This window comes from Bradyrhizobium sp. 6(2017), assembly GCF_011058295.2.
GTDB lineage: Bacteria > Pseudomonadota > Alphaproteobacteria > Rhizobiales > Xanthobacteraceae > Bradyrhizobium > Bradyrhizobium septentrionale.
In genome coordinates this window covers 7,630,540-7,642,923 of the sequence record NZ_CP049289.2, presented here as the reverse complement: position 1 = coordinate 7,642,923, position 12,384 = coordinate 7,630,540, and the positions used below count along the sequence as shown (strand labels likewise).

General features: G+C 60.2%; 11 protein-coding genes and 1 pseudogene. 10 read left to right on the top strand and 2 right to left on the bottom strand.

The window, feature by feature from the left end; genetic code table 11:
- The first annotated feature begins 1,152 nt into the window (after positions 1-1,152).
- Both pqqA and G6P99_RS36360 read left to right on the top strand, forming a co-directional pair.
- On the top strand, positions 1,153-1,257 hold the full coding sequence (gene pqqA, locus G6P99_RS36365) for a pyrroloquinoline quinone precursor peptide PqqA (protein ID WP_165125476.1): 105 nt from the start codon (positions 1,153-1,155) through the stop codon (positions 1,255-1,257).
- A gap of 234 nt (positions 1,258-1,491) precedes the next feature.
- Positions 1,492-1,947, top strand: a complete 456-nt coding sequence (locus G6P99_RS36360; RefSeq protein ID WP_165125473.1) for a c-type cytochrome — start codon at positions 1,492-1,494, stop codon at positions 1,945-1,947.
- A gap of 20 nt (positions 1,948-1,967) precedes the next feature.
- Here the strand turns inward: G6P99_RS36360 and G6P99_RS47770 are convergent.
- Positions 1,968-2,373 (bottom strand): annotated as a pseudogene (locus G6P99_RS47770) (hypothetical protein); the annotation flags it as partial.
- Here G6P99_RS47770 and G6P99_RS36350 point away from each other — a divergent pair.
- Positions 2,278-2,523, top strand: a complete 246-nt coding sequence (locus G6P99_RS36350; protein WP_414645616.1) for a hypothetical protein — start codon at positions 2,278-2,280, stop codon at positions 2,521-2,523. The pseudogene G6P99_RS47770 and the gene G6P99_RS36350 overlap by 96 nt on opposite strands.
- A 1,064-nt stretch (positions 2,524-3,587) precedes the next feature.
- Positions 3,588-3,833: a hypothetical protein gene (locus tag G6P99_RS36345; protein ID WP_165125470.1), complete on the top strand. Its 246-nt coding sequence runs from the start codon at positions 3,588-3,590 to the stop codon at positions 3,831-3,833.
- Positions 3,834-3,937: 104 nt separating this feature from the next.
- Here the strand turns inward: G6P99_RS36345 and G6P99_RS36340 are convergent, their stop codons facing one another.
- Positions 3,938-4,897 (bottom strand): LysR family transcriptional regulator, encoded by a 960-nt coding sequence (locus G6P99_RS36340; protein ID WP_246709715.1) that lies wholly within the window; start codon positions 4,895-4,897, stop codon positions 3,938-3,940.
- Positions 4,898-5,109: 212 nt separating this feature from the next.
- On the opposite strand from G6P99_RS36340, the gene G6P99_RS36335 reads away from it, so the two are divergent.
- From G6P99_RS36335 to G6P99_RS36310, 6 genes are read left to right on the top strand one after another with little or no spacing between them, the layout of a single operon-like run.
- Positions 5,110-6,630 carry a M81 family metallopeptidase gene (locus G6P99_RS36335; protein ID WP_165129104.1) on the top strand — a complete coding sequence of 507 codons (1,521 nt, stop codon included), beginning with the start codon at positions 5,110-5,112 and terminating at the stop codon, positions 6,628-6,630.
- Positions 6,631-6,676: 46 nt separating this feature from the next.
- Positions 6,677-7,150: a RidA family protein gene (locus G6P99_RS36330; RefSeq protein WP_334261832.1), complete on the top strand. Its 474-nt coding sequence runs from the start codon at positions 6,677-6,679 to the stop codon at positions 7,148-7,150.
- Positions 7,151-7,195: 45 nt separating this feature from the next.
- Complete coding sequence (locus G6P99_RS36325) at positions 7,196-8,779, top strand: ABC transporter substrate-binding protein (RefSeq protein WP_205751532.1); 1,584 nt, start codon at positions 7,196-7,198, stop codon at positions 8,777-8,779.
- A 6-nt stretch (positions 8,780-8,785) separates the two neighbouring features.
- Positions 8,786-9,727 carry an ABC transporter permease gene (locus G6P99_RS36320; protein ID WP_165125464.1) on the top strand — a complete coding sequence of 314 codons (942 nt, stop codon included), beginning with the start codon at positions 8,786-8,788 and terminating at the stop codon, positions 9,725-9,727.
- A 10-nt stretch (positions 9,728-9,737) separates the two neighbouring features.
- Positions 9,738-10,676, top strand: a complete 939-nt coding sequence (locus G6P99_RS36315) for an ABC transporter permease (protein ID WP_165125461.1) — start codon at positions 9,738-9,740, stop codon at positions 10,674-10,676.
- A 53-nt stretch (positions 10,677-10,729) separates the two neighbouring features.
- The gene (locus G6P99_RS36310) at positions 10,730-12,331 is read left to right on the top strand and encodes a dipeptide ABC transporter ATP-binding protein (RefSeq protein ID WP_246709710.1); all 1,602 of its coding nucleotides are present in this window, start codon (positions 10,730-10,732) and stop codon (positions 12,329-12,331) included.
- Positions 12,332-12,384: the final 53 nt, after the last annotated feature.

The window sequence follows — 12,384 nt, the reverse complement described above, 5'->3', positions numbered from 1 at the left end:
CCAGCAGTCCAGAGGGGCTGCGCCCATAACGCAACAACCGCTTGGGTACTATCATTCCCGTATGTCAGCGAGCTGAGACGGAAGCGATCGATCGGTTCGACGGTTGAGCGTAAACTAGGCCAGTTGATGCGACTTCGCCTAGCGCTGGTGATTGGTGGCGGGTTGCGAGGAGAAACCGCCTGATCGCTGGAGTGCTCATCGCCGACATCGCACTTCGACGCAAAGCTGATCTATGCGGCTCATCGGCATCTTCTTCGATCTGCGAATGCGATGCAACGATCGCGCCTTGAACGCGTATGAGCACCGCCAAACGCCCGGAGCTTTGAATTTGACCTCCTGGCTCGGTTATACGGCGCCGAAAGTTTCCAGTTGGGTTGAGCCGAACGGTGGGCGCTTCGCGAATGTCAACCGCCGATCGCTGGCGCGACGCACATAAGGAGCTCACCCGTGGACCCAGATCGACCGGCACCATGTGGTGCAATAGGGGCCGGCCAACACGCGTGATAGGTCGAAGACCTTGATGCCTTGTGCTGCACGATAACTACTAAAGGCGCTGGTCGATCCGCTTTTGATGCGAGTTAGGGCCTTACTAGCGTTCTTGTTTGTCTCCAGCCTTCATCGGGCCCGAGAACCGGTCGGTTTGGCCGTTCAACCCGAAGCCAAAACCCATCAAGTCAACCCCAACGACCGCCCCGGTAGAGTCTGGTTGGATTGAAAGACCTGAGTCCGCCGATGCTCAGTGCAGGCGAGCGGTAAGAAACTCGCGACAATCGATACTCACTGCTGTCGACGCATCAGTGTGCCGCGCTGCTGAGCCATGGCGCGCTGTACGCCTGCATGCTTCAGCAAGTACGGGGTCCGGCTCTTCGGCAGCGCATAGCCGCCGTGGGGCCCGACCTGCGCGGGGGTGTATGGGTTCTTGTACGGCGCGCATGTAGCGATCTCGCGACTCTTCTGCGTGCGCATCGTGGCCGCGTTGAGGCCTCAGCCGCGCCTGCATCGACTGGTGATCGTATTTGAAGATGACTATTATCTGAACAAGTGATTATCCATCGCTCGTTTCCACGCGTATGAGTCGAGGATGCGCGCGTTACCCGTCTTCGTGCGCTCTTTTTCTCAAATCGAAGTCACCGATAAATTGGAGGAAAGCAGATGAAGTGGACTGCACCGAAGATCGTCGAAGTGTCGGTGGGCATGGAGATTAATATGTACGCCAATGCCGCAAGGCCAAAGCCGCTTATGCCCCAAGTTAGTTGATCCGCGTTACATCCTGAAGAGAGAAATGTTCCGTGGCCTTCTTGGAAGAAGACTACGAGTTTTCATCGTCGGTACTTGGCCAGCGCTTCGGTGCCGGCCTTTTCTCTTAGGTAGGTGCTTATTGGGCGCTCAAGATACGTCTGGACTGTACGATTGGCGTTCCGTGAGCAAACGAAACCCTGCCTTGCTGAACCGATCCGGCGGCCAGGAACGTGACCTTCCGGGAGGTGATCTATGGCGGTACGTTTCGTTGTTTCAGCAGCGGCGGCATGCGTGATGTTTTCCGCGGCTCCTAACTCGTCAAGGGCAGAGGATCAGCAAGAGCTCAAGCTCGTTTCGCCGCCGCTCAACATATTCAGAGAACAGATACGGCCTCCTGCGGACGTTCTGCCGGTGCCAATCGGCTTTAGCAGGGAGCAGATCCTGCATGGCGATCGCGTGTTCCATGGGGAGGCCGCGAACGGGCAGTGCAGCGTCTGTCACGGCCAAGACGGGAAGGGAACAGAGAACGGGAACGACCTGACACTCGGGATATTCGCTTGGAGCGACGGGAGCGTTAAAGAGCTGAAACGAACGATCTTGCACAATATGGCGGTGGCGCCCGGAATGGATGGCGACTTGAAGCCAGCAGATGTTGAGGCGGTGTCAGCCTACGTTTGGGCTATTAGTCATCGGCCCGCGCCCCAGTGACGGCATCCCTGTAACGGCTCTCAGCGCACGGAATGCGTGAACGGGGCTGTGCCCACTGCTGTGTTCAACTTGACCATCACCCGGGCTATGCTATAGCGCGACATTTCGGCGCTGGCGGCGAGAGGATGATCGTCGCGGCGCGGCGATAAGGGACATTTTCGTGACGTTTTGATTGCCGCGCGCGTGGTGCGGCCGTCAGGCTCCACGGGTCTTGGCGACATGTTCTTTGCGGCGATAGCTGTCGACATTCATTTCGAGGATCGCGGCGTGATGGACGAGATCGCCGCTCGTAAGGGGCACTGATCAGTTCAAACGAACGCCGGTTTCGGCTTGGTCCTTGGTGACATAGGCGAGATCGTCGAGAACGCGCAACTGATATTTGCCGGGTGTGGCGATCGCCGCTTCGAGCACGAGATGGCGACGCGCGAGGCACTCACCAAACAATTTGGGAGGACGATCCTGCTGTCCCGATCCTTCGCCGACCTCGTTGAAGGTGACTTCGGTCTTGAACGCGTCGGGGAATATCCGGTGTGCAGCTTCAATGAGCCGATCGAGCTATTCGCGTATCACGGCTAAGGACGCCGGATGCGAGCTGAAAATCCGTTGCGCGATCGCTGAACCAGGTGCCCCCCGGCCCTAGTGGCGCCCGTTAGCTGCTGGACGCTCACGTGCGTTGACACTTGAGCAACGAAGTCGAACAAAGACTGCTATTGCTCAAACGGAAGTTAGGCCTATCCTCTGTCCGCCCCGTCTACTGCGGAGTTGAGTTTCGCAAAGACAGCGCAGTTTGACTCCGCGAAGTAAGCCTCGTTCGTCAAAAAGCCTGTTTGATCAGACCGCGTCGCCTGCTGGCGGTCGTTGTGCTACCTCAAGCCGCGCACGCGGAGGCGATCCTTGAAGACGCGCCTCGTCGGACTTGGCCCGCGCGGCACGCAAACAAGTTCTCCCGGCGGAGTGGAGCATGACCTACACAAGCCTGAGCAAACGCGAGACTTGCGAGACGCCAAGAGCAGCATCAAGGCCATGGACCGCCGCAGACGACGATCAATTGAAGGAGCTCGCCGTCTCTGGTGCATCCTTGCTGACAATGGGGCAGCGCCTCAAGAGAACCGAAGCTGCCATTCGAGCGCGTGCATATTTCCTCGATATTCCGCTTCGTCGCGTCGGAATAAGACGAAGAGCCACATTCAAGTAGCTGCGGCAAGACGATTAAGGCCGCCGCGGTTGACTCGGTGGTGATGTGGGGGGCTCTGTTCTGAACTGGGGCACGATCGGCCGATTCATCAGGACAGCGCCCGCTTCAATTTCTCCCGAAGAGGGCGTGCACTGCGCTCTCGTTCCATGAACGAGACCGCGCGTTTTTGGAAAGCGGACGTTGGCACCGATTGCTTGGACAAGAGATCATGGCAAGAGCAATTGCCGTCGTCATCGGGGCCTGACCGCGGATTCGTCATGTCAAGAGATATGATCTCAACAAGCTAACTCGACTGGCGCAGGTTCTTTGATCCATGCTAACCGTTCCTCAGATTGGTAGAAGGGCATCGAGCAATTTCTCGATGAAGGTAGGCCTGGTTGCCTGCTTCGCTCCGCACGGGCCAACCGTCGTCAACTTAAGAACTTGCGAACGTTCGGAATGGCTGTTGGTCGCCGTCAACCAGGCGAAGATCAGGATCGAGGTACTATCGGGTTATCTTTCACTTTCTGGTCAAAGTCTCGATATGGTCGTCAGCGCCAAAGAGAACGCTTATCTGACCAATACCGAGCACGTCATGATTCAAGTCTTGAGTGAGGCTGGAGCTGACGTGATCGTTTCGCTCCTCCCAGGACAGACGTTCAGCATTTCGGAGATCGCTCGCGTTCCGGTGACCGCGCGCGAAATCGTTTGATCGGACTGGCGCGTGTTCTGTAACAGCAGTATTGGATTTGCACCTGTATTGCGACAGATAGTTGACCCTGTCATGCCGGCCGCACGACAGCCTGCGGCTTTGCCCTAAGGCAATCTACCCGGCGTTATGCCGAACGATGCAAGGCGGCTTCGCATATTGCTCAATAGGCGCGCTGCCGCCGGCGACAACGGTCGAGCTCGCCGTGCAATGAGCCGAAGCTTGGCTTTCGCGCAAATGGCGTGATCGATATCCAGCATGACGACCTCACCACGCGCGACTTCGGTGGCGGCGGCAACGCCGGCGCCGAGGATCGCGACGCCCTGTGTGGCTCTGACGTAGCGTCGCAGCGCGAGGACCGAACTGCTGATGAATGTCGGCCGAAGCTTGACATGCTCTGAATATTCGAGCGCGTCGATCAATTGGCTGACGCCATAACCACGCGGCATCGAGGCGAACGGAAATTCAGCCAGCTGGCCTACGGTGATGGGACGGCGCTGCCGCGTGAGCGGATGGTCGACGCGAACCAGCAGGCGGGCCGGCGCAGGCACGCTTGCGACGAACTGGATGCGAGGGTCGGCCTGTGGATTATACGCCAGTCCAATATGGGCGGCGTCCTCTCCGACCTGATTCATGATGTCCAGGACGGGGAGCGGATCGATCGCGATCGACAATTTCGGATGCTGTGCGCAGAAGGGCCCCACGATGTGCTCGATCAGATGGTCGACATAGCCCTCGCTCAGCACGATCCTGACATGGCCCTCGTCCAGTCTCTCGATGGCCTCCAGCCGCTCCGATAGTTGCTGCCGATGGGCCTGACAGCTGCGCCAATAATCCAGCAAATGCGCTGCCGCATCATTCAATTTCATGCCGCGCGCCTGCCGTTCGAATAGTTTCAGCCCGAGCTCCGTCTCAAGCAGAGCGATCTGGCGCGTGATCACCGACGGTGCCGTGTTCAGTTGGTCAGCTGCGCCGCGGATCGTACCGTGCCGGCAGACGGCCTCGAAATAGCGCAGGCGGCTGTGACTGGGTTCTCGCATAACCAACCTCTGTTGCTGTTTTGGCAACGAACTGGAACAAAGATTGCTGTTGCTCGAACGCAGGTCAAGCCTATTCTCCCACACGTCCAACCGGCGCGGATTTTTAGCCGGCGAAGACAGCGTAGGTCGGATAGCCGGCCGTCCATCGAAATTGTGAGCCTGACCACCGCGAACCGCCCGCTGCCTCCGTGTGGCTGGCCGTGAGCCCGCGCGCGGTCAACAAAGAAGAGGAAACTCCGTTGAAAATTCTTGTCGCTGGCTTTCAACATGAAACGAACACGTTCGCGCCGTCCAAGGCCACCTATGACAGCTTCGTGCGGGGCGAGGACTTTCCGAGCCTGGTGAGAGGCGAGGACGTCCTGAGCCTCTTGGACGTCAACATTCCGATTGGCGGCTTCATAAAGCATGTGCAGGCGCGTGGGCACGAGGTGCTGCCGGTGATTTGGGCAGGCGCCGGTGCTTCGGCTCACACGACCGAGGATGCCTACGAGCGGATCGCGGGTGAGATTCTCGATGCCGTCAAGCGCAGGAATTTTGATGCGGTCTATCTCGACCTGCACGGGGCGCAGGTGACCGAGCATCTCGACGATGGTGAGGGCGAGCTTTTGGCGCGAGTTCGCGCAATCGTTGGACGCGAGATGAAGATCTCGGTGTCGCTCGACTCGCACGCCAATGTCACCGAACAGATGCTTGAGCTTGCCGACGCGGTGGTCGCTTATCGTACCTATCCGCACGTCGACATGGCGGACACCGGACGGCGCGCAGCGGAGCTCCTGCTTCATCTGGTATCGTCGCGTGCGCCGCTTTACCGCGCAGCCAAGCGCATTCCCTTCCTGATCCCCGTCAACGCGATGTCGACCATGCTGCAGCCGGCGCGCGGCGTGTACGACTTGCTGGAAGAGCAAGAGGGGGCCGTAAGCTCGCTGTCCTTCGCGCCGGGCTTCTCCGCAGCCGATTTTCCGGGATGCGGGGCCACCGTCTGGGGCTATGGCAGCGATCGCGACGCCGTCGAGCGTGCCGTGGAGCGGATCTACCAGCACATCGTCGGCGCCGAGACTGCGTGGAACGTCGAATTCGAAGATGCCGACAATGCTGTGGTACGCGCCATCGCGATTGCGCGGAGCGCAAAGCGTCCGGTCATCCTGGCCGATACGCAGGACAATCCGGGTGTCGGTGGCAACTCCAATACCACGGGTCTGTTGAAGGCGTTGATCCGACACGGTGCCAAGAATGCGGCCATTGGCTTGATCTGCGACGCGAAAGCCGCCGTGGCCGCGCACGCCGCCGGTGTCGGCGCGGAGATCTCGATCGATCTCGGCGGTTGCGCGGAGGTTCCGGGCGACAGCCCATTGACCGCGCGTTTCCTCGTCGAAACGCTATCCGACGGCAAGCTCGTCTATGGCGGGCCGATGATGAACGGCAAGCAGGCCAATCTCGGCCTGACCGCTTGCCTGAAAATCGATGACATTCGCATCGTTGTAACCTCGGCCAAGGCGCAGTTGCTCGATCGCAATATGTACCGGACCGTCGGCATCGATCCGGAAAAGATGAGCATCCTAGTCAACAAGAGCTCGGTGCATTTCCGCGCCGACTTCGCGGCTCTCTCCGAGGAAATCATCGTCGTGAAGTCTCCCGGGCCATTCCTGGCAGACCCGACCGCGCTTCCCTGGAAGCATCTGCGCGACGGCATTCGGCTCGGTCCGAACGGTCCCGTCTTCAAGGCCCCGATCCGTGCCGCGCGGGCCAAACTCTCGGCCTGAGCCTCAATCACTCCGTCCGTCATCTGGTGAGGACGATGGAGAAACAATGATGAGCGTCTATCTACGTCTTCAGGCCATGGACATCGTGCTGCCGCCGATCACGGCGCCGGCGGCGTCCTACGCGCCTTACCTGCGTAAAGGCCAGACCCTGTATTTATCCGGCCATCTCGCCAGGCGCGATGGTGCGGTCTGGACCGGCCGGCTCGGCGATGAAATCTCGCTGGAAGAGGGCCGATCGGCAGCGCCCGCCACGGCCATCGACCTTCTTGCAACGCTTCAGCATGCGAGTGGCAATCTCGAGACTATCGCGCGCATTGTCAAGATGACCGTCATGGTTGCCTCGAGGTCGAATTTCTTCGAGCAGCATCTGGTTGCCAACGGCGCAAGCGAGCTGTTCGGCGAGGTGTTTCCGGCCGCCGGGCCTCATGCGCGAAGTGCCTTTGGCGTCGTCCAGTTGCCGTTGCGCGCATGTGTCGAGATTGAGTTGATCGCCGAACTTGCCGCTCCAGGGTCAGCGTAGGCAGCACACCGAAAAACGTCAGACCGAGCAATGGAAGGGAAGCAAATGACTGATAGGCGTTCATTCCTGGCAATGACTGGCAGCTTGATGATTGTAGCGGCGGCGCCGCGGACAAGCTTTGCCGAGGGGCCGAAGGTCCTGCGCGTCGTGCCGCAGTCCGATCTGAAGATTCTCGACCCGATCTGGACGACCGCGATCATCACGCGCAATCACGGCTACGCAATCTACGACACGCTGTTCGGGGTAGACGGTCAGGGGCAAGTCAAGCCGCAGATGGTCTCCGATTACAGCCAGAGCGACGATGGCAAGGTGTGGACTTTCACGCTCCGCAAGGGCCTCAAGTTCCACGACGGCGCGCCGGTGACGTCCGCAGACGTCATCCAGTCGCTCAAGCGCTGGGGCGCGCGCGACAACCTCGGCCAAAAATTGCTGGCGGCAAGCGCCTCGCTCGATGCCAAGAGCGACGATACATTCGTCCTCACGCTCAAGCAGCGCTTTGGTCTGGTCCTGGAAGCGCTGTCAAAGCCGGCGTCGGTGCCGCCGTTCATCATGCCCAAGCGGGTCGCAGAAACGCCCCCTGATCAGCAAATTACCAGCCAGATCGGCTCCGGACCGTTCGTATTCAAGACCGACCAATATCGTCCGGGCGAGCGCGTCGTCTACGTCAAGAACACGGACTACGTGCCGCGGAACGAGCCGGCGTCGGGAACGGCAGGCGGCAAAGTGGTCGATGTCGACCGCATGGAATGGATCATTCTGACCGATGGCCAAACGCAGACCAATGCCATCATCAACGGCGAAGTCGACCTGATCGAATGGGTGCCGGCCGATCAGTACGTGGCGCTGAGAGATAATCCAAAGATCTTGTTTGTCGATCTTGTGCCGAAGGGATCCTTTGCGCTGCATCTCAACCACCTTTACCCGCCCTTTAACAACCCGAAGATCGCGCAGGCGGCGTACATGGCGATCAGCCAGGATGCGCTCATGAAGGCGCAGATGGTTCACCCCGATCTGTACAATGCAAATCCCTCGCTTTATCCGACGGGCACGATCTATCATTCCGAGAAGACGTCCTACTACACGGGAAAGCCGCAATTTGCGCGCGCGCGCGCCCTGCTCAAGGAGGGGGGCTACAACAACGAGCCGGTCGTCCTGATGTATCCGGCGAGTTTCGCGATCCTCAACAAATTTCCGCCGGTGATGGCGGCATTATTGAAGCAGGCAGGTTTCAACGTCGATATGCAGTCGATGGACTGGCCGACGCTGGTCGCGAGGCGTGCCATGAAGACGCCCCCCGCTCAGGGCGGATGGGGTGCCTTCATCACCGGCTGGAACATACCAGATACCATCAACCCGATGTTCTACGCGCCGCTCACCGGCAACGGCGAAAATGGTTGGTTCGGCTGGCCGACCGACGCAAAACTCGAGGCGCTCAAGGACGAGTTCCTGTTGGCGGCAACCAATGAGCAACGCAAGTCGCTGGCCGACCAGATCCAGGAGCGCGCCTACGATGCCGCGATCGTCGCGCCGATCGGCGAGTACAAGACCATCACGGCTGCGCGCAAGGACGTGATCAGCGGCACCGTGAGCTCACCGGTGTGTGTGTATTGGGGCATCCAGAAGGGTTGATCTCCGATGGCTGTATTTCTTGTCAGGCGGCTGGTTGCAACGATTCCAGTCTTGTTGATCGTTGCGGTCATTATCTTCCTCATGACGCGGCTTGCGCCGGGGGATCCGGCGGCCGCGATCGTGGGCAATGACGCCAGCGCGGCGGCACTCGAGGCGGTGCGGGCGCAGCTCGGACTGAAGGACCCGCTGCCGCTGCAGTTCGGGCGCTGGCTGCTCGCCGTGCTGCACGGTGATCTCGGCCAATCGTTCTTCATGAAGCAGCCTGTATCGAAGCTGATCGGGCAGCGCGTCGAACCGACCATTGCGCTGTCTACCCTGACCATCATCGTGACGATCCTGCTTGCGGTCCCGTTCGGGGTCCTTGCGGCATGGCGGCACGGCGGCTGGCTCGATCGCGGATTGATGACGTTTTCGGCGCTTGGCTTTTCCGTGCCCGTGTTCGTGACAGGTTACGTGCTGATCTGGATCTTCGCGCTTCGGCTGCAGCTGCTGCCCGTGCAAGGCTATAGCCGGATCGCCGATGGCGTGCTGCCCTGGTTGCGCCATTTGATCCTGCCGGCAATGACCCTATCGATCGTCTATCTGGCGCTGATCGCGCGGGTTACGCGCGCCTCGGTCGCTGAAGCACTGACCGAGGACTTCATCCGAACCGCGCGCGCCAAGGGCATTTCCGAGTTGCGCGTCCTCATTCATCACGCCCTGCGCAACGCGGCGATTCCGATCGTGACGGTGATCGGCATCGGTATTGCGCTTCTGATTGGTGGCGTCGTGATAACGGAATCAGTATTTGCCATTCCAGGATTGGGATCGTTGACGGTCGATGCGGTGCTGTCGAGGGATTTTCCGCTGATCCAGGGTATCACGCTGCTATTCGCAGCGGTCTATGTCGGGATCAACCTGCTGGTCGATCTCAGCTATCTGTTGCTTGACCCTCGTATCCGCCAATGAGGAGGCTCGCATGACTGAAGCAGCCATCGAGACGCTCGCTGCGGCGTCGCCTGCGGCCAGCGCATTGCGTCGCCGGTCGATCTGGGTGCGTCTCTTGAACAACTGGTCGGTGCGGATATCGGGCCTGGCGCTCGTTGTCCTGATGCTGATGGCGATTTTCGCGCCTTGGCTCGGCACCCTGGACCCGACCGCGATCGATCCATCGATCAGCAATGCGCTGCCTGGAACGCATGCGGACTTTACGACCCTTGAGGGTAACGTCATCCCGCATTGGTTCCTGATGGGAACAGACAGCCTCGGACGCGACATTTGGAGCCGGACGCTCTATGGCGGTCGTGTGTCGATCGTCGTGGGGCTTTCGGTTGCGGTCTTCGCGGTCGTGCTCGGCGTGGCACTCGGATTGATGGCCGGCTATTTCAAGTGGCTCGACAGCATCGTCATGCGCATCATGGATGGCGTCATGGCCATTCCGGGAATTCTGCTCGCCGTCACCCTGATCGCATTGTTCGGTGGGACGCTGACCAGCGTGGTCATTGCGATCGCCCTGCCGGAGGTGCCCCGTGTCGCACGGCTGGTTCGCTCGCTGGTCTTGAGCATCCGCGAAGAGCCTTACGTCGAGGCCGCTGTCGCGCTGGCAACTCCCACCTGGAAGATCCTGCTCCGGCACGTGCTCCCCAATTCCTTTGCGCCGCTGATCATTCAGGCAACCTATGTTTGCGCATCGTCGATCCTGGTGGAGGCAATCCTTTCGTTTCTCGGCATTGGGTTGCCGGCCGATCTGCCGAGCTGGGGCAACATCATGGCGGAGGGGCGCTCCCAGTTCAATCAATTCCCCCACAATGTGCTGTTTCCCGGAATCTTCCTCGCGCTGACCGTTCTCGCAGTCAACATGCTGGGCGATGGCTTGAGGGATACGCTGGATCCCAAGTTCAACAAGCGGGGAGAGTGACATGACGACGACGCCCATCATGCCGCTCAACGAACCCCGCGCTGGCAATTCCGTTGCCGCCAAGGGCGGATCGGTCGTACGCGGTCGAGAATATATCCTTTCAGGTCGAGAGGGGGGAGACGGTCTGTCTGCTGGGGGAGTCGGGCTCCGGCAAATCGATGATCGCGAGCGCGATCATGGGGCTGTTGCCGTCCGGGCTTCGTCCATCGAACGGATCGATCAAGCTCGAGGGCCGCGAACTCGTCGGATTGAGCGAGAATGCGTTGCGCAGCTTGCGCGGGCCATCCATGTCCATGGTGTTCCAGGAGCCGATGACCGCACTCAATCCTGTCGTGACATGCGGCGAGCAGATCGACGAGATGCTGCGCCAGCACGTCCGGATGAGTGCAGCTGCACGCTACAAAACGATCCTTCAGATGATGGCGCGCGTTAATCTTCCGGACCCGGAGCGGCTCTATCGATCCTATCCCCATCAACTCTCGGGCGGGCAACGGCAGCGGATCGTCATTGCGATCGCATTGGTACTGAAGCCCGCGCTCCTGATCTGCGACGAGCCCACGACTGCGCTCGACGTGACGACCCAGGCTGAAGTCCTCAAGTTGATCCGCGAGCTGCAGGCCGAGAACGGCACCGCCGTCCTCTTCATCACCCATGATTTCGGCGTCGTCGCCGATATTGCCGACCGCGTCGCGGTGTTGCGTCTGGGACAAATGGTCGAGGCCGGCCGCAAGGACAACGTGCTCAAGCGGCCGCAGCACGCCTATACCCGATCGCTGATGGCGGCTGTTCCCCCGCTGAATCCAAAGTCGCGTCCGGCACGCGCTGATGCGGCTGCGCTGTTATCCGCAACGGACGTCTCCAAGACCTTCGTGCGAGGCCATTGGCCGGCACGCAAGACGACGGTAGGGGCGGTCAAGCAGGTGTCCCTGTCCGTGGCGGCCGGCGAGACTGTCGGCATTGTCGGCGAATCCGGCTCGGGCAAGTCGACATTTGCTCGCTGCGTCGCCCGACTGGCCGAGCCGTCCGGCGGAACGATTGTCATCAACTCCCGCAACGTCGCCCACCTCAAGACCCGTCAACTGGTGCCGGTCAGGCACGACGTGCAGGTGATTTTCCAGGATCCCTATCGCTCGCTCAACCCGCGTCAGACGGTCGGCGCCTCGATCGTGGAGGGCCCGTTGAACTTTGGTGTGTCAGCTGACGTCGCCTGGCAGCGTGCGGAAGAATTGATGAAGCTCGTCCGTTTGCAGCCGGATGCACTACGCCGTTATCCAAACGAGTTTTCGGGTGGGCAGCGACAACGCATCGCGATTGCCCGCGCCCTTGCTTGCCAACCGCGTCTGATAATCGCCGACGAGCCGGTGTCTGCGCTCGACGTTTCCGTTCAGGCACAAATTCTTCGACTCCTGGAAGACATCCAGTCACGGACCGGCGTCGGCATTCTGTTCATCACGCATGATCTGCGTGTCGCCAGTCAGCTGTGCGACCGGATCGTTGTCATGAGAAACGGACAGGTGGTGGAGCAGGGGACAACAGTCGAGGTCTTTGGCAGCCCGAACGAAGATTACACCCGCCGACTGCTCGCGGCGGCACCCGGTCAGGGCTTTGCGTTCGGCGGTGACCTGCCGTCGGAGAATGTCGAGGTCGTCGCCTAGATCCGCAGGTTGCTACATGAACTTACAAATACGGCTCATGCGGACACAGCCAA

Excerpts from the sequence above, each read along its gene's own strand:
- G6P99_RS36330 (WP_334261832.1), top strand. The coding sequence starts at position 6,677 with ATGATGAGCGTCTATCTACGTCTTCAGGCCATGGACATCGTGCTGCCG.
- G6P99_RS36325 (WP_205751532.1), top strand. The coding sequence starts at position 7,196 with ATGACTGATAGGCGTTCATTCCTGGCAATGACTGGCAGCTTGATGATT.
- pqqA (WP_165125476.1), top strand. The coding sequence starts at position 1,153 with ATGAAGTGGACTGCACCGAAGATCGTCGAAGTGTCGGTGGGCATGGAG.
- G6P99_RS36315 (WP_165125461.1), top strand. The coding sequence starts at position 9,738 with ATGACTGAAGCAGCCATCGAGACGCTCGCTGCGGCGTCGCCTGCGGCC.
- G6P99_RS36360 (WP_165125473.1), top strand. The coding sequence starts at position 1,492 with ATGGCGGTACGTTTCGTTGTTTCAGCAGCGGCGGCATGCGTGATGTTT.
- G6P99_RS36320 (WP_165125464.1), top strand. The coding sequence starts at position 8,786 with ATGGCTGTATTTCTTGTCAGGCGGCTGGTTGCAACGATTCCAGTCTTG.